At 42.0% G+C, this 21756-nt stretch carries 15 protein-coding genes; 7 read left to right on the top strand and 8 right to left on the bottom strand.

Annotated elements, in window-relative coordinates:
- Positions 1–27: 27 nt before the first annotated feature.
- Together trpC and U0035_RS06590 are read left to right on the top strand one after the other, a co-directional pair.
- Complete coding sequence (gene trpC / locus U0035_RS06595; protein WP_114789224.1) at positions 28–816, top strand: indole-3-glycerol phosphate synthase TrpC; 789 nt, start codon at positions 28–30, stop codon at positions 814–816.
- Positions 813–1445 (top strand): phosphoribosylanthranilate isomerase, encoded by a 633-nt coding sequence (locus U0035_RS06590; protein ID WP_114789223.1) that lies wholly within the window; start codon positions 813–815, stop codon positions 1443–1445. Before trpC ends, U0035_RS06590 begins: the two co-directional genes overlap by 4 nt.
- A gap of 53 nt (positions 1446–1498) precedes the next feature.
- On the opposite strand, the gene acs is transcribed toward U0035_RS06590, so the two are convergent.
- Positions 1499–3448, bottom strand: a complete 1950-nt coding sequence (gene acs, locus U0035_RS06585; protein ID WP_114789222.1) for an acetate--CoA ligase — start codon at positions 3446–3448, stop codon at positions 1499–1501.
- A 201-nt stretch (positions 3449–3649) separates the two neighbouring features.
- On the opposite strand from acs, the gene U0035_RS06580 reads away from it, so the two are divergent.
- Positions 3650–6445, top strand: a complete 2796-nt coding sequence (locus tag U0035_RS06580) for a family 78 glycoside hydrolase catalytic domain (RefSeq protein ID WP_114789221.1) — start codon at positions 3650–3652, stop codon at positions 6443–6445.
- Positions 6446–6571: 126 nt separating this feature from the next.
- On the opposite strand, the gene U0035_RS06575 is transcribed toward U0035_RS06580, so the two are convergent.
- The 4 genes from U0035_RS06575 to gatC form a co-directional block, all read right to left on the bottom strand.
- The gene (locus U0035_RS06575) at positions 6572–7030 is read right to left on the bottom strand and encodes a hypothetical protein (RefSeq protein WP_114789220.1); all 459 of its coding nucleotides are present in this window, start codon (positions 7028–7030) and stop codon (positions 6572–6574) included.
- Between the two features lie 105 nt (positions 7031–7135).
- Positions 7136–7702, bottom strand: coding sequence for a cob(I)yrinic acid a,c-diamide adenosyltransferase (locus U0035_RS06570; RefSeq protein ID WP_114789219.1), 567 nt, complete (start codon positions 7700–7702; stop codon positions 7136–7138).
- A gap of 116 nt (positions 7703–7818) precedes the next feature.
- Entirely contained in the window at positions 7819–8526 is a 708-nt protein-coding gene (locus U0035_RS06565; RefSeq protein ID WP_317048830.1) for an ABC transporter ATP-binding protein, read from the bottom strand.
- A gap of 49 nt (positions 8527–8575) precedes the next feature.
- The gene (gatC, locus tag U0035_RS06560) at positions 8576–8866 is read right to left on the bottom strand and encodes an Asp-tRNA(Asn)/Glu-tRNA(Gln) amidotransferase subunit GatC (RefSeq protein WP_114789217.1); all 291 of its coding nucleotides are present in this window, start codon (positions 8864–8866) and stop codon (positions 8576–8578) included.
- A 642-nt stretch (positions 8867–9508) separates the two neighbouring features.
- On the opposite strand from gatC, the gene U0035_RS06555 reads away from it, so the two are divergent.
- Positions 9509–9793, top strand: a complete 285-nt coding sequence (locus U0035_RS06555) for a hypothetical protein (RefSeq protein ID WP_211316335.1) — start codon at positions 9509–9511, stop codon at positions 9791–9793.
- Positions 9794–9877: 84 nt separating this feature from the next.
- On the opposite strand, the gene U0035_RS06550 is transcribed toward U0035_RS06555, so the two are convergent.
- Positions 9878–10819 (bottom strand): bifunctional riboflavin kinase/FAD synthetase, encoded by a 942-nt coding sequence (locus U0035_RS06550; protein ID WP_114789214.1) that lies wholly within the window; start codon positions 10817–10819, stop codon positions 9878–9880.
- A 165-nt stretch (positions 10820–10984) separates the two neighbouring features.
- Here U0035_RS06550 and U0035_RS06545 point away from each other — a divergent pair, with 165 nt between their 5' ends.
- Both U0035_RS06545 and U0035_RS06540 read left to right on the top strand, forming a co-directional pair.
- Positions 10985–12154 (top strand): AIR synthase related protein, encoded by a 1170-nt coding sequence (locus U0035_RS06545; RefSeq protein ID WP_114789213.1) that lies wholly within the window; start codon positions 10985–10987, stop codon positions 12152–12154.
- Between the two features lie 65 nt (positions 12155–12219).
- Positions 12220–14496 (top strand): PAS domain S-box protein, encoded by a 2277-nt coding sequence (locus U0035_RS06540; RefSeq protein WP_114789212.1) that lies wholly within the window; start codon positions 12220–12222, stop codon positions 14494–14496.
- Between the two features lie 8 nt (positions 14497–14504).
- Here U0035_RS06540 and U0035_RS06535 read toward each other — a convergent pair whose 3' ends face one another.
- Positions 14505–15278, bottom strand: coding sequence for a response regulator transcription factor (locus U0035_RS06535; protein ID WP_114789211.1), 774 nt, complete (start codon positions 15276–15278; stop codon positions 14505–14507).
- Between the two features lie 7 nt (positions 15279–15285).
- Positions 15286–18438 (bottom strand): ligand-binding sensor domain-containing protein, encoded by a 3153-nt coding sequence (locus U0035_RS06530; protein ID WP_245957580.1) that lies wholly within the window; start codon positions 18436–18438, stop codon positions 15286–15288.
- A 189-nt stretch (positions 18439–18627) separates the two neighbouring features.
- Between U0035_RS06530 and U0035_RS06525 the strand changes: the two genes are divergently transcribed.
- Positions 18628–21744, top strand: a complete 3117-nt coding sequence (locus tag U0035_RS06525; RefSeq protein ID WP_114789704.1) for a SusC/RagA family TonB-linked outer membrane protein — start codon at positions 18628–18630, stop codon at positions 21742–21744.
- Positions 21745–21756 lie beyond the last annotated feature (12 nt).

Here is a 21756-nt window from a genome sequence, read left to right as displayed (position 1 = left end):
TTGATACGGTTTTCCAGATATAAGATCATGAATATTTTAGATACCATTGTAGCTCATAAAAAAATAGAAGTGACAGACCGGAAAGCACAAGCTTCTGTAAAACAACTGGAAGCCAAACCTGCTTTTGCTTTACCGGTTCGATCACTGTCCGACTCCTTGTTAAAACCGGATAGCACAGGTATTATTGCCGAGTTTAAGCGCAAATCTCCTTCCAAAGGATTTATAAAACAAGATGCCAATGTAACGCAAATTACATCTGCTTATACCCGGTGTGGTGCGGCTTGTTTGTCTGTGTTGACTGACGAGAATTTTTTCGGAGGTTCAGACGCCGATTTAATTGAGGCAAGGACTAATGATATCCCTGTTTTAAGAAAAGATTTTATTGTGGATGAATACCAGATATCCGAAGCCAAATCGATCGGTGCTGATGTTGTTTTGTTGATAGCCGCCTGCCTTACTCCGGCTGAGGTGAAGCACCTCGCTGAATTTGCTACATCGCTGGGGCTGCAAGCCATATTGGAGCTACATGCGGAAGAAGAATTGGAGCATATCTGCGATGCCACAAAAATTGTTGGCATTAATAACCGCGACCTGAAAACCTTTAACGTAGATATTGAGCGCAGTCTTCGCATGGCTGAACAATTGCCTGCAGATAAAATAAAGATAGCTGAAAGCGGCATTGATAAAATTGAAGACATTCTGCTTTTCAAGCAAAATGGATTTAAAGGATTTTTAATCGGAGAGTATTTTATGAAGCAACCTGATACGCCTGCAGCGTTTCAATCATTTGTGGAGCAACTAAAAGCAGCAGAATGAACCAACCCCGGATAAAGGTATGTGGCATGACCTCCATACAACAGGTACAGGAACTGGCTGCGTTAGGAGTAGACTATGCAGGATTTATCTTTTATGAAGGGTCGCCCCGCTTTGTGGGCAGTAAGATCGCTGGCGAAGATTTAAAATCATTGACAGGTATACAAAAAGTTGGTGTATTTGTCAATGAAACTGTAGAAGCTATTCTGCAGGCAGCTGCGGATTTTGGCCTAAACGCCGTACAGTTACACGGTGATGAAGCGCCCGAACTTTGTAAGACTTTATTGGATAAGGTTAAAGTTATCAAAGCTTTTCGGGTCAGGGGTGATGAAACGGCTTTGGCTGAGTTATTGGCCTCTTATGAAGATAGTGTGGATTATTTTTTGTTTGATACCAGGGCACAAGAGTACGGGGGGACAGGAAAGCAGTTTGACTGGTCGGTATTGACAAATACGTCTATTAACAAACCTTATTTTTTGAGTGGCGGTATAGGGGCAGATGATGTAGAACAGGTGAAGGGCTTTATTAAAACTAATAATGTTTTTTCACTGGATGTAAATAGTAAGTTTGAGATAGAGCCGGGTGTGAAAGATATGGAGCGGGTAAAACATTTTATACAAGATATCCAATAAAAAAATCAGGCCGGGGTTTAAACCATGGCCTGATTTTTTTTATTCGGGGAAAATTATATTTTCCCTTCTTTTATTTCATCTACAACTGCAGGATCCAACAGGGTAGAAGTATCACCCAGGTTTTCCAGTTCTCCTTCAGCTACCTTGCGTAATATACGGCGCATGATCTTTCCACTGCGCGTTTTGGGCAGTGCGCTAACAAACTGTATTTTGTCTGGTTTGGCAATCGGGCCAATAATACGGGAAACAGTTGCTAACAGATCCTGCTTGGTCAGTTGGTCATCTTCTTCATGCCGGTTGCGTCCATCCAGCACTACGTATGCGTAAATACCCTGTCCTTTTAACTCATGCGGATAACCTACTACAGCGCTTTCCACAACCCCTGCCATCATATTAATGGCGTTCTCCACTTCTGCAGTGCCTAGCCTGTGTCCGCTTACATTTAATACATCGTCTACACGACCTGTAATGCGGAAGTTGCCTTCCTCGTCTTTAAAGGCGCCATCGCCCGTAAAATACTTATTCTCATAAGTGCTGAAATAAGTTTGCCTGCAACGCTCATGATCTCCCCAGGTAGTACGTAAAATACCGGGCCAAGGCATCGTAAGGCAGAGGTTGCCGCTATAATGTGTATCCGTTAATTCGGTTACTTCCTCACCTTTTTCATCTACCAATACCGGTTTTACTCCCGGTAACGGTAGTGTTGCCCAGCTTGGTTTTGCGGGTGTAACACCTGCCAGGTTAGATATTAATATGCCGCCTGTTTCTGTTTGCCACCAGGTGTCAACGATCGGGCACTTTTTCTTACCGATATGCTCATCGTACCAATGCCATGCTTCTTCGTTAATGGGCTCACCAACCGTACCCAATACTTTCAAACTCGACAAGTCTTTGTCTTTTAATGGATCCATACCGTAACTCATTAAAGAGCGGATAGCGGTAGGAGCGGTGTAAAGTGTGTTTACCTTGTGTTTATCAACGATGTCCCAGAATCTGCCTGCATCAGGCCAGGTGGGTATCCCTTCAAACATCAGGCAGGTAGCGCCTGCCAATAAAGGGCCGTATACAATATAGCTATGGCCTGTGATCCAGCCTATATCTGCTGTACAGAAAAACACATCCCCGGGGTTGTATTGAAATACATTCACAAAAGTATAGGTAGTCCACAACATATATCCGGCTGTAGTATGCACCACTCCTTTAGGTTTACCGGTACTGCCTGAAGTATATAAGATGAAAAGTGGGTCTTCGGCATCCATTTCTTCTGCAGGTACTTTCAATACTTCTTCGTGCATACTTTCCACAACATCTTCCACCTCATCTCTCCACCATACATCCCGTCCTTTGATCATACTTACCGGCGTGCGGGTACGCGTATGTACAATTACTCTTTTTACAGTGCGATTTCCAATTAATGCATCATCGATAATCGATTTTAGCGGAATGTCTTTCGCCCCACGGAAGGCGCCATCACAGGTGATAATATATTCGGCTTCCGCATCATATAGCCTGTCTGCAATACTCTGAGCAGAGAACCCGCCGAATATTACAGAGTGGATAGCACCAATTCTGGCACAACCTAAAACAGCTACAACCAATTCGGGGATCATACCCATATAAATACAAACCCGATCTCCCTTTTTAACGCCATTGTTTCGTAATACCTGTGCAAACTCACATACTTTTTTATGCAGTACTTTATAGGTAAGTGTTCTTACTTTTTCGTTAGGATCATTAGGTTCCCAGATAATAGCCGGACGGTCGCCTATAGAATCCAGATGCCTGTCGAGACAGTTTTCGGTGATATTGAGTTTAGCGCCTTCAAACCACTTTACAGACGGTTCTGTGAAATTCCAGTCCAATCCTTTTTTGCTGAAGGGCTGTTTTTTTCTCCATTCAAAACTGTCGGCCACGCCGCTCCAGAATCCTTCCGGGTCTTCAAGGCTTTTTTTATAATCTATATGATATTGTTCTAATGATTTAATCTGAAAGGGATATGACATTGCAAATAGTATTTTGAAGGGCTAATATAATGAACAATTCCTTATTTACAGGCTAAATGAGCAACCGTTTGTTTTAAAAAATAGTTATGAACTCTATGAAACTGAATAGGGTAGCTACCGGTAACGTTCCCGTATTAAGTTAATCACTATTGAAAACGGCGTATATTTATAGCTTATTATTTGTTTGCCAAAAACTCCGCGATGAACCACAAACCGGTTACTGTATTATTATCTGTGCTTGTCATCAGCCTTAATTGTTTAGCCAACCTCAATAAAAAAGAAGAAATAGGGTTGTATGGTCTGACCTGCGAATACCTCACAAATCCCAAAGGAATTGATGAGCAGCAGCCCCGTTTAGGTTGGAAGCTGCGCTCGCTTAACGAAAAGTTGTATGGGCAAACGCAAGAGGCTTACCGTTTGATTGTTGCCTCAAGCCAAGAATTACTACAAAAAAATAAAGGGGATGTTTGGGACTCTAAGTGGGTAAATTCATCGCAAACGCAGCAAATCGCCTATAATGGACATCCCTTGTCGTCTGACAGAACTTATTACTGGAAGGTTTGCATAAAGGATGAACGCTCGCAGGTATCAGCATGGAGCGACGTGAATAGTTTTACAACCGGCTTTTTCGATCCAAAAGAATGGAAAGGCCAATGGATCGGGGATGACCAGCGTTTTACGCCGGGCGGGGCTGATTGTAATATATGGGACCCCTGGCTGAAAAAGACATTTACGTTAAAAGAACAAACGGGTCGGGCATTTATATATGTGGCTTCTGTTGGCTATCATGAGCTGTATGTAAACGGTGTTAAAGTGGGAGATGGCATTCTGGCTCCTGTGGTAACAGATCATACCAAAAGAGCCCGCTATATCGCTTATGATATAACTGCTCTTGTTCGCAAAGGAAAAAATATAATAGGTCTTTGGTTGGGTGCTTCGTGGTCAATTTTCGGACCGTATCATCTCGAGGCCAATAACCGTCCCTTAACTCCTGTTGTTTCTGCGCAGGCATTTTTCTACAAGAGTAAAAATCCATCTAAAACAGATCTTCCTTTTGATACTTTACTAACTAACCAGGAATGGAAAACAAAAAAGAGCCCTAATAAATTATTGGGCGTCTGGGATTTTTCCAATATGGGAGGCGAACAGTGGGATGATCGAAAAGCTGACAGTAATTGGAATTTAGTTACCGGTGCTGAAGAAGGTTGGAAGCCTGTCGAATTGTATCATCCCAAGTTAGTGGTATCTGCTCAAATGGTAGAAGAAAACAGGCGGCTAACGCCTATAAAACCAATAGGTATAGAACATCGGCCGGATGGGAGTTACAGGGTCGATTTTGGAACTAATTTCGCGGGCTGGACGGAAATACCGGTAAGCGGTCAACCGGGAGATACGATCAGGTTTAATTTTTCTGAAAGGAAGAGTATGGAGACTACTTTTAATATCAGGAGCAGCTTTATTATTGGTGCAACCGGCAAAGGAGTGTTCCGCAATCGCTTCAATTACAGCTCTGGTCGCTGGCTCACTATTAAAGGCCTGAAGGAAGCGCCCAGGCTCGATTTGATCAAGGGGTGGCTGGTGAGAACCAACTATAAAAATGCTACGACTTTTGAATGCTCCGACACCTTAATGAACTGGATTTACGATAAAGTGCGCTGGACTTTTGAGAATCTTTCGTTGGGCGGCTATGTTGTAGACTGTCCGCAGCGTGAACGAATGGGCTATGGCGGCGATGCGCATGCAACCAGCGAAACGGGTATGTATAATTATCAACTCGGCGCATTTTATACCAAGTGGATGCAGGACTGGCGCGATGTACAAGGCACTGAGCCCATGGTGGGCAATATGTATGATGGCAGAACCGCCCGAAAAACTGTAACCAGCGGCCGTTTGTTCAATAATGGCATTCTGCCACATACCGCTCCTACTTATTGGGGTGGTGGAGGGCCGGCCTGGGGGGGTATCGTCGTTTCATTACCCTGGTATGTATATGAGCATTACGGCGATAAAAAGATTCTGGAAGAAAACTACCAGCTGATGAAAAACTGGTTGTCTTTTTTAGATACCCAGGTTGAAGACAACATGCTGAAAAGATTTGGAGGGCAATGGGATTTCCTGGGTGATTGGTTATGGCCCAATGCTACCGCTGAGGGGATGAATAATGATAAGCCTCAAACGCTGTTCTTTAACAACTGTTACCGGGTTTATAATTTAAGAACAGCGCAGAGGGTAGCGCAGGTTTTAGGCAATGATAAAGATGCACTGAATTGGGAGCGTGAGGCCGATAGCGCAGCGGATGCTATTCATAAGAAGTTTTTTAACCCGGCAACCCATACGTATTCAGATGGTAGCCTTGCTAACCTGGCTATGGCTCTTTTGTCGGAAACGGTACCCGCCGAACTCCGGGCTAAAGTAATGAAGGCACTGGAGGACGAGATCCTTATAAAAAACAAAGGAAATATATCTGCCGGTATCACCGGTGGTACGGTACTTTTTAAGTTGTTAAGGCAGGAGCTGCGCGATGATCTTATATTTACGATGCTTTCTAAAACTACCTATCCCGGTTGGGGTTATATGAGAGATAATGACGCTACTACTATCTGGGAAATGTGGGAAAAAGATTTACCCGGCCATTCTTTGTTACATAGTTCTTTTCTATTTCCTGGCGCCTGGTTTATAGAAGGACTTGCGGGCATAAAGAAAAATGACCCGGGTTTTTCCAGTATCATTATTCAGCAACCCAATATGGGCAATACCCGGCTATCATGGGTTAGAGCCAGCTATGACGGTCCTTCGGGAAGAGTTGAAACACGCTGGAAACGCAGTGCCGGCCAGCTACAATTAAAGCTAACTGTGCCACCTAATACCACTGCTGTTTTAAAGGTAAGCGATCAGGAACATATACTGATCAGCGAGTTGAAAGGACGCATTCAAGAGCTTCCCAATGAAGGCGGATATCGTGTTTATGAATTGCAATCGGGTAGCTATTCTTTTTAAGATGACTGGTTGTGTTGCCGGTGACTGTGGCAAGTAGGTTGGCTAGTTAATAAGGTGACTTGTGAATAGGTCACCTGACTCCTGATCTATCAACTATTCAAAGGGTGGTTATCTTGAAGGCAAAAGTTATTTTACATTATACAGTGTGAGCATACTACTAAAAAATCCTCCAGACCTTTTAGACGATTTCATAAACTTTGCCCAGGAATAAGCGGTTGTTTTTTCGAGGGTTGTAATATACAAACTGTCTATAGAAGGGGGTATGCCGGTAGACCCGATGCTAATAAGAATAGTTCCCGACGCCGGTAAAATAATCTCAGCTTCTTTTGAATTAATAGCCCTGATGTTCAGTTTCTGGTTTAAAGTAGTAAAGGTTTCAGGAGTGGCTTTCTTTATAAGGCTGTCTTTATAGCGAACTGTTTGACCAATCGCTGAGTATCGTCCGTAACTATCACTGTATTTCACTTTTATAGTACTGGGCTCTGTTAAAGGGTTAGATACATAGAAATAGTTGGGGTAATGACATCCGGATAATACAGTCAGAAAAATGAGTGAGATAAGATTAGATACTGAAGGAAGCCTCATAAATGTTGTTTGCGCATCAAAATATCACGAATAACTTTAGATATAAAAATGTTCCCATTAGTTAGGTTGAGTAGCTTGGCCTGGTGATTCATTAATAATGAGCGATCAATGCCCTTTTGTTCTGGGCTTCCAGGGTATATCAGCTACATTCATCAAATGTCCCGAATACCTGGCCAGCACAAACAGGTAATCGCTCAGCCGGTTTAGATATTTTATAATGAACGGGTCAACTATTGATTCATGGGCCAGTCGTACGCAGCAACGTTCTGCGCGGCGGCAAACGGTGCGCGCTATATGCAGGTGTGACAAAGTGAGGTGTCCTCCCGGCAGAATAAAAGCTTTTAGAGGCTCCAGCTTTAGCTCCATGCGATCTATTTCTTTTTCCAAAAAAACAATATCGCTTTCGTGCAGGCCGGGAATGGATACTTTAGTGGCTTTATCCGGATCGCAGGCGAGTTCAGCGCCAATAGTAAAAAGGCGGTCCTGTACCTCCTGTAAAATTGTAATGCTTATATCATCCTGCAAAAGATCCTTACATAAGCCAATGTATGAGTTTAGCTCATCTACTGTTCCGTAGCTTTCAATGCGCAGATCGGCCTTCGACACCTTAGTACCTCCGATCAGTGATGTTTTACCCTGGTCGCCCGTTTTTGTATAAATTCTAAAGGCCATTGCTGAACAAGTTTAAGATTAAAAGTTTAAGGTTTAGAGTTGAGAGGGGCTTTAATATCTTTTGAACTAACACATAGGACTGCCAAGCTTGAATCTCAAACCTTGAACTTCAAAAATTAGATTTTCGCAAGGGTAGGATTTTCAACTCTTTTGTCCGTTTCGATTAAACCATCTCTTAAGCGTACAATGCGATGGGAGTGTTGCGCGATATCTTCTTCATGGGTTACCAACACCACCGTATTGCCTCCTGCATGTATTTTTCCGAAGATGTCCATGATCTCGTAGGAAGTTTTGGTATCCAGGTTGCCGGTAGGCTCATCGGCAAGTATAATGGAGGGATCATTCACCAATGCCCTGGCAATAGCCACACGCTGGCATTGACCGCCGCTCAGCTCATTGGGCTTGTGATGGCTGCGATCGGTAAGATTCACTTTTTCCAATACCTGCATAGCTCTTTCATTACGCTGGCTTTTGGAAACACCTGCATAAATAAGCGGCAATGCTACGTTTTCAAGTGCGGTTAGGCGGGGGAGCAGGTTGAATTGCTGAAATACAAAACCAATTTCTTTATTGCGCACTTCGGCCAAAGCATTGTCATGCATTTTGCTTACATCATGCCCATTTAAGATATAGGTGCCCGCGGTAGGACTATCCAGGCAACCCAGTATATTCATTAGTGTACTCTTGCCACTACCGGAAGGTCCCATTAAAGATACATACTCGTTTTTGTGTATATCCAACGAAACGCCCTTTAGCACCTGCAGTTCCTGCTGGCCCATAAAGTAGCTTTTACGCAATTGTTCAATATGGATAATACCTGGCAACTATTAAATATTTATTGATTACTCATTATTTACTATTGATCACCCTCATTTACTTCTTGATCACTTTGGGCACCAGGAAAAACTGCCCGTCTGTTTCGGGCGCATTTTTTAGCGCTTCTTCGCGACTGGCAGAACCTTTGATCACATCCTCCCGTAGTACATTAATTTCTTCACTCATATGCATTAATGGTTCCACCTCTTTCAGATCCAGCTCATTCAGCTTTTCAACAAAGCCGATCATATTCTGAAGATCTTTTGAAATATCTTTTTTTTCCTGCTCGGTAAAAGTCAGTTTGGAAAGATGTGCTAATTTATTAACCAATGCGTCATTTACTTCCATATATCAAAAATAGTTGAAATGTGCGAACCTTTGCCAATAATTAAAATTAGCTGGTTTGCCATTCGTGGTCAATGAATTCATAAATTTATTTCAAATAGCTGTGTGCAAAAACAGACACTTAAAGAGAATAAATTATACAATTTTTATTTGTTTAAATTATTTATAGTAATTGGATTGTATTGTTTTTATTGGTAGATGCCGGAAATGATTTGTTTTGCATGAATTTTATGTAGTTAAAAACGATTTTAAATTGTTTTTCTAAATGAAGACAGTTCAGAAATATAATACATTTCAAGAATTAAAGGCTGCTGAAAAGAATGCCGTAAATACTGTTGTGAGCGTTAAAAAGCACGTTGAGTTCACTTCTTTACTTCAGAAAATTTATACTTTGAAAACTGAAAAGAGCAAATTAGCTCTGTCTAATTCATTCAATGTTGCCAAATATAAAAAGTAGCTTACTCCATGTTTGTAGTGCTTTAACAAAAACACCAGGTAAACTATCTTATTATTGGAGGGACAGCAGTGGGGCTTAACGGCTATTTCCGGCCTTCAGTGAGTGATTTTGGCGAATTAATTGATAAACCAGATATTGATATTTGGTATCTACCTACTTATGAAAACTATTTCAAAGTTTTACATGTGATGGAGGAATTCGAATATGACATTACCGAATTTCTAAACGAGCAAACACCCAATCCAAAATCCTCCTATTTCAAATTGGAACTTGATAATTTTTCGTTAGATCTTATTCCGGGAATAGTAGCCGATATAGACTTTTTTGATGCCTATAAAAGAAAGGAAGTAATTAGTGTTGAAGGCGTGGAGATATTTGTAATGAATTACGTTGATTTAATAACAGACAAAGAAGCTACAGGGCGTAAGAAAGATTTGGAGGATATTAAACATTTAAGATCATTGAAAAGATAATCGCTAAAATACAGTCCATACGAAAGCAGCGATGGCGCAATGTTTGGCGATGTTTGACTTTACAAAACTGCAATATCTTGTTAGTTACAACACTTTCAAACTCCTTTCTTTATCGTCATCTATTTTCTTAACCAAAGCCTCCAGGCTGTCGAATTTTTCTTCTGACCTTAAGAACTGTTTTACATATACCCGTAAGGTTTTACCGTAAATATCATTTTGAAAATCGAAGAGATTTACCTCAATAACCCTTTTGGTACCGTCTACAGTAGGCCTGAAGCCAATGCTCATCATCCCTTTTAAAACGGGGCCATAGCCGCCGTCGATATTTTTTACTGACGCATACACGGCATAAATGCCATCGCAGGGTAATATTTTTTCTTCATTCTGCACTTTTAAATTGGCGGTAGGGTAGCCTAATTCCCGCCCTAATTTGTCTCCATGCACCACTTCGCCTTCAAAAAAGAAGGGATAACCCAGCAGGTGATTGGTGGTGGTAGTGTCACCGTTAAGGATGGATTCCCGTATTTTGGTAGAACTAATGCCGATATGATCCAGGATATGTTTAGGAATTTCTTTAAGATGGTAGCCATATTTTTCCTGGTAGCTTTCTAACAGCTTATAATTCCCCTTGCGGTTTTTGCCAAAATGATGGTCATAGCCAATAATAATGGTATGGGGGTGAAATTTATCGATCAGGAAATCCTTCAGGTAATCTTCCGGCTCCTGGTTGGCAAAAACCTCGGTAAAAGGTGTGATTACTAAATGATTGATACCCAATTGTTCCAGTAGCTCTGTCTTTTCATTTAACGTATTAATCAGGCGAATACCCAGTATAGACGAGGATACGATCTTACGCGGATGGGGGTGGAAAGTAATGATAACGGATTCTCCTCCCGCTTCCTGTGCTGTTTTGGTCAGCTGGTCGATTATTTTCTTATGACCTTCATGTACACCATCAAAAGTGCCTATTGTAACCACGGCATTTTTGAAAACCGGCAATTGATTAATATCGTAATGAATTTGCATGGAACGCAAAATTAGGTTTACCAATTGAAATGTTGAAAAGTTAGCAGGTCTGGTGCACAATAAGCGGTTGGTTAATGAACCTGCTTTTATTCTATCTTCGCGGCAAATAGAAGAGCTGTCCCACCGGTAAAAAGGTTGGTAGCCGGTTAAATAAAATAGTAAAGAATGTCATTATATTCCAAAAGAGGTGTATCTGCCCAAAAAGAAGAAGTACATGAAGCTGTAAAAAAGCTGGATAAAGGGCTTTATGAAAATGCTTTTTGTAAAATTTATGCTGATGTATTGGTGGGCGATCCTGATTGGGTAAATGTAATGCATGCTGATGGAGCCGGTACCAAAAGTATCCTGGCTTATCTGTATTGGAAAGAAACCGGGGATGCCAGCATCTGGAAAGGCATTGCACAGGACGCTATCGTAATGAACCTGGATGACCTGCTTTGTGTGGGTATTTATGATAAGCTGGCTTTTTCATCAACAATCGATAGGAATAAAACCCTGATACCGGCCGAAGTGCTCAGTGAAGTGATCAATGGCAGCCAGGAATTCTTTGATACCATGAAGGCCTGGGGAGTGAATATCACTTTTATGGGTGGGGAAACGGCTGACGTGGGAGATGTGGTACGCACTGTGGCCGTAAACGGTACGATGGTGGCCCGGTGGCCTAAAGACAAGCTGGTTACCAACGAAAAGATTCAACCCGGTAATGTAATTGTTGGGCTGGCTTCTTTTGGCAAAGCCAGCTATGAAACCGAATATAACAGTGGCCTGGCGAGCAATGGTTTAACCAGTGCCAGGCATGACGTATTGAATAAGTTTTATGCGGAACAATATCCCGAAACTTTTGAGCCTAAGCTGAGTGATGATGTGGTATATATAGGTAAGCACCGACTTACCGATACAATAACAGTAGATGACACTGAAACTACTATTGGAAAGCTGGTTTTAAGCCCTACCCGCACCTTTGCACCGGTAATGAAAGTATTGCTGGAAGAGCATTTTGATGCGATTAACGGATTGATACATTGTAGTGGCGGCGGGCAAACCAAGTGCATGAAATATATGCCCGGTAATGTAAAGATCGTAAAAGATAACCTGTTTACGCCACCGGTAATTTTTGATATCATCAGGGATGCCAGCGGCGCCGATGCCCGCGAAATGTACCAGGTGTTTAATATGGGGACCCGTCTTGAAATTTATACCAATGAAGCTGATGCTGACGTTATTATCAGCGTTGCCCAAAGTTTAGGTGTGCAGGCGCAGGTAATTGGTCGCGTGGAGGCTTCGGAAACTAAATCACTGGAGATCATTACCCCGGAAACCTCATTTGTCTTCTAAGCAGGAAAGGAAATGAGGAACTTCTGTTTTTTGCTTAGGTTAACCTTATCAAATTATTCTGCCTTATGGATAGTGACCCGGTCAATACGAGTAGAGATGCCGTCATAAAGGCATTCAAAACATTTGCGTTCCGCATTTTTGAAGTTTCACGCGATGAAAAAATTACTAACGTATGGGCGGGAAATAGTGAAGATGAAGAGCGGGGCCGGGCTTTATACCTGGGGTTATACGCTTCCGATATTAATAATGATACCATCATCAGGGAATGTGTGTCGTCCATCCGCAAGGTATTTCAGCAAGGCAAACCGCAATTTTTTGAATACAATATAACCCTTGATGGCAAGGCTGCCAGGTTTGCCATCAAGATACTACCCGCGTCATATAGCGACGACTTCAGCCTGGTGGTAGTAGAAAGAACTGAGGTGAAGGAAGTAACCGAAGACAAGTGGCGTTTGGCGTTGGATGCAGTAGGCGATGGGATCTGGGATGTGAATTTGCAAACCAGGCGGATTTTCTTTTCGTCCAAATGGGAAGAGATATTTGGTTATTCGCAAAGCGAAATTGTAACCACCGAGCAGTGGGCCACAAAAATACATCCGGAAGACCTGCCGATTTCTCAAAAAGCTATGGAGGATCATGTGTCGGGGAAAACACCTGTTTATACATGTGAGATCAGGTTTCAGCGTAAAGATGGCAGCTACCGGTGGATATTGAGCAGGGGAGTCGTAACGGCTTTCAGCGACGATGGCAAGCCTTTGCGGTTTATTGGCACCCATAAAGATATTCATGAGAAAAAACTTGCAGACCTTGCCCATGTCGAAGATAGAAAACAGTATAAAATAATATTTGATTATAGCCTGGCTGCTATTTGTACACACGATCTGGAGGGAAATGTACTGAACGTAAACCCCTATGCAACCGAACTGCTTCAGTATTCATATGATGAGTTGAAAGGCAGAAACATTGCTGATCTTGTTCCGGAGAAATTCAGAAGCGATGTACAAGTTCAATACCTGGATGTGATCAGGAAAAAAACAACTGCCGAAGGGGTGTTAAGCGTTTTAGCCGGTGATGGAAGTATAAAACACCTGCTCTATAAAAATTATGTATTCAGCAACCCCAATGGGGAGCAGTATGTAATAGCGTTTGCACAGGACATCAGCGATCGTATGCATGCCGAGGCTGAATTACGCGCCAGTGAAAAGACTTTTTCCACTTATTTCAATTTGTCGGGTACCGGTATGGCGGTAGTAAGTCCTGAAGGAAAATGGAATGCGGTAAATGATGCCCTGTGTAAGATGCTTGGGTATACACGGGAAGAATTGTTTAGGCTTACCTTCCAGGATATTACTTATCCTGAAGATCTGGACCAGGATCTGCATCTCATGAAAAATGTGCTGAATAACCAGGCCGACAATTATCATATTGAAAAAAGGTATATCACCAAATCAGGACGGGTTATTTGGATATTATTGACAACCTCTGTTGTGAGAGATGCGCAATCGCATCCTTTGTTCTTTATCTCTCAACTGGTAGATATCACTGCCAGAAAGGACCTTACCAACAAACTACGGTCAAAAAATATAGAGCTTAACAGTGCCAGGGAAAAACTGTTGGGTAAGGTGAAGGAATTGGAGGAGATAAGTCATGCTATTGCGCATAACCTCCGCGGGCCGGCGAAAAATATTAATTTATTGACCCGGGTATTAAACATTAAATGTGGCAGGATATCTGATCATGAGGATGCCAATATTTTAGCGGGCTCATTTACTATTGACGAGCTGGCGTCTTTGCTCGATACGGTGGGTTTATCAATGACTAACAGCCTCGAAACCTTGTTGAATATAGCAGAGATCAGGCTAAACCGGGAAGTACCATTTGATAATTGCGATTTCGATGAAGCGATTAATGCGGTTGTGGACCAGCTTGCCGGCGATATACTGAAAAGGAACATAGACATTCAAAGAAATCTTGGCGTAGGAAAGATGTACTATCCCAGGCCCTACCTGGAGAGCATTCTGTATAATCTTGTAAGCAATGCAGTAAAGTATTGTAATCCTCTTGTAGCGTCAAAAATATGGATCAGTACCCGCATAGTTGAGGGCGGAGCTATTGCGCTGCAGGTACGGGATAACGGGTTTGGCATTGATATGGTAAAATATGGCGACAAAATATTCAAGCTAAACCAGGTGTTTCATAAGGGTATGGACAGTAAAGGGGTAGGGCTCTATCTTACCAAAACCCAGATCGAGTCTTTAGGCGGAACCATACACGTTGAAAGCAACGTTAACGAAGGCAGTACATTTACAGTAGTTTTCGGGACGCTTAAAAGCATTGCGTAAATAAGAGATCATTTTTGCATCTGCAGGTATTCGCTGGGAGTAAGCTTGAATTGCTTCTGAAAATTTCTTCCCAACTGAGTTAAAGTCTGGTAGCCTACCCGTTCGGCAATTTCGCTTAGGGGGAACATGCGGGTGTTCATCAATTCAACCGCTTTTTTCAATCGGGATATATTGATCATTTCATTAGGAGAGAGGTTGGATATGGACTTTACTTTTCTGTAGAAAGTGGCGCGGCTCATATTCATGGCTATCGCCAGGTGATCCACATCCAGGTCGGTATCTGAAATATGTTCCACAATAAAATTATTCATCTTTTCAAGGAATTCTTCGTCCATTTTAGAATGTGCCATACTTTTAATGTGAGCTAATGGCGATTGAGCAAAATAGTCCTTTATTTTATTGCGGTTATTCAGTAAACTAAAAACCTGTGCCGCCAGGTGTTCGGGCGAAAAGGGCTTTTCAATATAGGCGTCAGCACCCGTATTGAGCCCCTCAATTTTTGCCTGCAAGGTATTCTTTGCTGTTAACAATATGACAGGGATATGGCTCAATTCAAAGCTGGACTTTATTTTCTCACACAGTTCAATGCCGTCCATTTCAGGCATCATCACATCACTGATCACCAGTTGCACCACCTGGTGATCTAAAACTGATAAAGCCTGAACTCCATTGGGTGCTGTGAAAATGGTATAGAGCTCTCCCAGGTCATCCTGTAAAAAGTCGAGTATGTCTTCGTTATCATCTACGATCAATATAGCAGGTTTTTCTGAATTGGCTTCCATTATTTATTTAAGCTTCAGTTGGCAAGTTAAGTACAAAAACATTTAAATGATTGGCTACATGCATGATTAAGCTGCCGCCTTGCAATTCCGTTAACGATCTGGATAAAGCCAGTCCCATGCCGGTTCCTGTTATCTTATCTGTTTTTTTGGATCGGAAGAAAGGCTGAAAGATTTTGCTTCTTACATCAGCTGGTACGAGAGGTCCGTCATTACTTATTTGTATGGTTACAAAATCATTTCCTTCATTGGTTATAGAAACCGTAACAATATGCTGGCAATATTTAACGGCATTATCCAGAAGGTTACTAACGATCTTGGTAGTAGCTTCTTCATCTATTTTACAGGTATACACTCCCTGTGACGTAAACTCCATTTTTATTCCTTTGCTTTCTGCTAGAGGGTGAAAATTATTCCAGATGTTTTTAACCAGATCATTGATATTTTTTGCTTCCATCGAAAGTGCAAATGCTCCGGCTTCTACGCGCCTGAAATCGAGCAGTTGATTGGTCAGGTCCAATAGGCGGTCGGTATTTTTATTCATTACTGCCAGGTACTTCTCCTTTTGGGTGGGTGATGCCAGGCCGCGTAAAAGCTTTTCCAGGGGTGCTTTTATAAGCGTTAATGGCGTTCGTATTTCATGAGCTATTTTGGTAAAGAAATCTATTTTAGATTCATAGGTTTCCTTTTCCTTGATGCGTTCAAACAACTCCATGTTTCGCTGTTGTTTTTCCAGTTGACGATTATGATAGAACCTCACCATGCCATAAACGCCTAATGCGGCAAAGAGGGCGTAAATAAGGTAAGCCCAATGGGTGCGCCACCAGGGTGGGAGTATTTTTATCAGCAATGTTTTTTCATGGGCCGACCACTCTCCATTGCCATCAGTAGATCGTACACGAAACAGGTAGGAGCCGGGTGACAGATTGGTGAAATAAACCCTCCGATTTGTTTTGATATAGTTCCACTTTTTATCCAGGTTCTCTAGTCTGTAAGCATATTCAATGTTACCGGGAGAGGTGAAATTAAGAGCCGCAAAATCTATGTGAAAGGTAGACTGGTCGTAGGGAAGTGTTATTTCTTCTGTAATAAGTGCAGACTGACGTAATGGGCCTTTCTCAGGATTCACTGATAAAGAGTTATTAAAAAAAGAAATATTGGTTATATATACCGGGGGTGAATAATGCTCCATTCTTAAATTGCCCGGATTGAAACTTATAAGTCCTTTCACACTTCCCAAATAGATGGTCCCGTCCCTGGTTTTGTGACAGGAAGAGTAATTAAACTGATCATTCAGAAGGCCATCCATCTTTGTGAAAATGCGTAATATTTTGTATTGGGGATCCATTAAGACCAGCCCTTTAGAGGTTGTTATCCATTTGTTGTGCTGGTCATCTTCTACAATGGTGTAGATCATATTACTAGGCAGGCCGGTACTGGTGGAGAAGATCAGAACATTATTCGTTTGGGTATTTACATTATATAGTTTATCCTCAGAAGCGATCCATATGGTTTTATCATTCGATTCAAAAAGATAAGTAATACGATTTTCAGCCAGGAGATTGATATGGTTTTTGATTATCTGGATACGGCCATAGGTTTTTCGTGCAGGTGAATAATAATGTAGTCCATCCTGGAAAGTGCCAGCCAGAATCGAACCATCCGATAATTCAAGTATAGAAGAATAGAATGCATCTTTGGGAAAATAACCGGGTGTTATAAAATTATTATGCTTCCGGTTGTAGATGTAAATGCCGTTGGAAGTACCTACCCATAGCCGATCATCCGCTGTTTTATAGAGACTGTGTATAAAGTTGCTTCTGAGGCCGGTAGCGGGGTTGCTGGTGTAATGATCAGTGACGGTAGCTTCAGGTAGGTTCATTGCATTGAGGCCATGCTCGAAAGTGCCTACCCAAAGTTTATTCTGGGAAAATGCAAGTCCGTGGATATTCGTATGTGCAATGCCTTTGCCTTTTTGAGAAGGTTTATAGTTTGAAAAGACTCCCGTATTCGGATTTAATTTATATAAGCCGTCATCTTCCGTACCGATCCATAAATTTTCGTGATTGTCTGAGGTGATTTCTCGGATAGCATTTGCCTTAATAGTGCCTGTGCCAAATTGGGGGAAATATTTTTGAAACACCAGGCCCTTATTAGGCAAATAATTAATACCACCAAAATAAGTGCCTATCCAGATGCCGCCCTGCTTATCCCTGCAAAAAGAATACACTGCGTTATCACTGATGGCGTACGGATTTTGATAATCTTTTTTTAGGTTATTAAAACTATTATGAGTTGTATTATAAATGTATATCCCACTCTCAGTAGCAATCCAGTATTCATCTGGCTTTATTTTCAGGAAGTCACGGGCAAATATTTCTGTATTATCAGCATTATATATAAGTACATCATCATAAGTATTGCTTGCCAGGTTGAATTTTTTTATGCCTTGCGTAGCAGTGCCTATCAGCAGATATCCTTCTCCCGTATCAAATATCCGTTCAAGCCATGGAGATACCGGTGCAGGCGAATGGTCAAAGACAGAGAAAAAATTAAATTTTTCTGTATCCGCGTTATACCTGCCAATATTGCCATACATGGTGGCTACCCAGATCTCTTTATTTTTTGAAAGTGTTATTGCGGTACAAAAATCCAGGTGTGCTCCCTGAACAGCGGTTACTTTTTTCGTTTTGGCTGATAATACATAAAGCCGGAAGCTTATGATGAACCACATGTTACCTTCAGCATCTTCCACCATTGCTCTCACCAGTTGTTTGGGTGTTCCGGCCGCATGGGAAAAGGTTTCGAGGTGAGGATCATAAGCAAAAATACCATGCTCCGTGCCCACCCATATCGTACCGTTGCTGCTTTCAAATAACTTCCATACCGAATTATTGCCCAGGCTGGTAGGGTCATTTCTTTCATTCCTGAATATTTTAAAGTTGTATCCGTCAAAACGATTCAAGCCGTCCTTGGTGCCTATCCAGATAAATCCTTTTTGGTCCTGTATAACACAGCTGGCGGTATTATTGGAAATGCCCTGTTCAACCTGGAAATGTTCAAAATAATAGCGTTGCGCATACGACCGGTAGCTGAACAGGCCTATGTTGATTAATAAGGATATCAGGATGAAGAAAGTTCTCAACGCAATCTGTTTAACCAAACATACAATTTTTTGCTTACAAGATCATTGACGGTTGTGTAAGAACTAAGAGTATGTTGTAGCTGCCCGCGAAATAGGGTGGATTTTGAAAAATGAGACGGTTTGATGAAAGAATGAGATGAAATTTCAATAGGACTTTTAAAGTCAAAAATATATTTGTGCATCATTTTTAACGAAAAATTGTTTGCTATGTTCAAAAACCGGACAGTTGCTTATGGTGGCATATTGCCATTATTATCGCTTTTTGCATTAGATCCTGCGAAGCGAAGAGTCAAGATATTAATTGCTGTATTTCTTTTAATTTCCGTAGGAAGTAGCGCTCAATCTTACGTGTTGAACGGGTATGTGAAGGACGGTAACGGAAATGTCCTGGTGGGAGCTTCGGCTCTGATCCCCAGAACCAATAAGACGGCCATCACAGATGCTAACGGGAAATTTTTGCTGGAAGTAAATGATCCTAATGATAGCCTGATCATCAGCAACATCGGATACATTACACTTCGCGTATTGACCGGTACTGAGGGTGAAAGAACTTTTACGCTCATTTATGATGAGAACAAGGCAAAGATGGACGAAGTGGTAGTAGTAGGTTTTGGCCGCCAGAAAAAGACAACGCTTACCGGCGCCGTATCTTCCGTTAGTGTTAAGGATATTGAACGATCGGCAGTAGCCCAGTTATCCAATGCCATAGGCGGCAGGTTGCCTGGTATTATAACCCGGCAATCCAGTGGCGAGCCGGGCGCTGATGCAGCCCAGGTGTTTATCAGGGGCGTAGCCACATTTGCAGGCGCCAGTACCGCTCCACTCGTTTTTGTAGACGGTATCGAACGCCCATTGAATAATATTAATGCCATGGAGATAGAAACCTTTTCTATTCTTAAAGATGCCTCCGCTACAGCCGTGTATGGAGTGAGGGGCGCTAACGGCGTTATATTAATTACAACCAAGCGTGGTAAAGCGGGTAAGCCCAGGGTAGTTCTGAGATCGGAATATGCCAATCTGTATGCCCAGCGTCTGCCGGATTATATCAATGCAGGTGAGTATGCTACTTTAATGAACGAAGCACGTACCAATGTAGGTAAAGGACCTGAGTATACTCAGGAGGAAGTGAACAAGTATTTTGATGGATCCGAACCCTATCTTTTCCCCAATGTAGATTGGACTGATGTAGTAATGAATAAAAGAACCTGGCAAACCATAAATAACCTGAATGTTTCGGGAGGTGGTGAAACCGTAAGGTATTTTGCCAATATCGGTTATACTGAACAGAATGGTATATGGAAAAAGCCTGAGGGCAGCAAGTATAATAACAACGCTAATTTCAGGAGATATAATTTTCGTTCGAATATTGATATGAATTTATCAAAGAGCTTTGTGCTGGAGCTGGGCCTCGCAAGCATTATCGAAAGCCAGAATTACCCGGGCACATCCAGTGATGGTATATTCGGTGCGCTTCGTAAAGTGACACCCATGAACTTTCCTTTATACAATCCTGATGGATCTTTGGGCGCCGGTTCTGCAGTCAATGCCAATCCATGGGGACTGGTAGGTTATTCCGGATACACACAGCAGGACAAAAGTACGGTGCAGGGTACGGCTTCAGCTAAATGGGATCTATCGCGTGTTGTTACCAAGGGTTTGGAAATGAGTGGTAGATTTGGATATGACCACTATTACTTTGCAAATAAGGCACGTACGAAGAATTTTGCAATGCGTAGATATTATAAAGAAAACGGACAAGACCGATACCAGGTTATAAGGGAAGAAACACCGCTCGGTCTGGGGGTAGGTAATACCGCGAATAAAAATATTTATTACGAGGCTAAACTCAATTACAATAGGAACTTTGGTGTTCATGGTGTCTCGGGCTTACTATTGTTTAATCAGAATGAATTTAATGATCTTACTACTACTGTGCGTGAAAATAGTGTGCCTTACCGCAGGCGCGGCTATGCGGCAAGGGTAACCTACGATTATATGGAGCGTTATTTAATTGAAGGGAACTTTGGTTATAATGGCTCTGAGAATTTTCCTCCCGGGCAGAAATATGGCTTTTTCCCATCTGTCTCTGCAGGTTGGGTAATATCAAGAGAAAATTTCTGGGGGGAGAATAACCCTGTATCAGTGCTCAAAATAAGAGGTTCTTATGGAAAGGTAGGCAATGATGCGATTGGTGGAAGACGCTTCCTGTTCCTGACTTCTGTAAATACTTCTACAGCACAGTCTTATATGTTTGGTGAGAATATGACGAATTATCCGGGTATTGACGAAAATGCAATAGGTAACCCTGATGTAACCTGGGAGGTGGCAAATAAAACGAATATAGGCCTGGATGTAGAGTTGCTTAAAGGAAAGATTGTGGTACAGGCCGATTTCTTTAATGAAGACCGTTCGGCTATCCTGATACAAAGAGCAGACCTGCCTTTTTTCACGGGTATTTATCCCTGGACTATACCCTATGGAAACCTGGGTAAAGCGAATAACCGCGGGTTTGATGGTATGATAGAGTTGAAAAACGCTACGTCTTATGACCTTTCCTATTCATTGAGGGGAACTTTTACCTATGCAAAAAACAAAGTGATCGAATCAGCTGTTCCACCCACCCGTTTCCCATACCAACACCCTAATGGTACTATGATAGGACAACCCTATGTGCTGGAAGCTATTGGCTTGTTCCAGAATGAAGATGAAATCAAAAACAGCCCTGTTCAAACCTTCCAATCTACAGTCCGTCCGGGAGATATCAAATTCCGCGATGTGAATGGAGATGGTAAAATTGATGCGAATGACAGGGTTTATACAGGTTTTGCTCGTACGCCTCAAATGATCTTCGGCTTCGGTGGAACCTTAGTGTACAAAAGTTTTGATCTGAGCATGTTCTTCCAGGGGGCCGCTAAAACCAATATTTTTCTGCAGGGGCCCTCTATGTATGCATTTAACGAAGGGTTTGGTGTAAACAATGTGATACGGGAATATTATGATAACCGGTTTATTCCCGGTGCAGACAATTCTGGTGCTAAGTACCCGCTGGTGATAGACATGATAAGTGAGAATAACTACAGATGGGGCAACACCTTATATATGGTAGACGGTAGTTTTCTTCGTTTAAAGAATGCGGAAATCGGCTACACCCTTCCTCAGAACCTAACAGGTAAATATAAAATTTCCACGGCACGTTTTTTTGTTAATGGTTTAAATCTACTCACCTGGGATAAAGTGAAGATCATCGATCCTGAGTCAGACAACGGAACAGGTCGTTACCCGCTTACACGTAATATTAATTTCGGGCTTCAGGTTAATTTCTAAAACAGTCTCATC

The organism is Niabella yanshanensis, assembly GCF_034424215.1.
Classification (GTDB): Bacteria; Bacteroidota; Bacteroidia; order Chitinophagales; family Chitinophagaceae; genus Niabella; species Niabella yanshanensis.
This window is presented reverse-complemented; position numbering and strand designations above follow the sequence as displayed.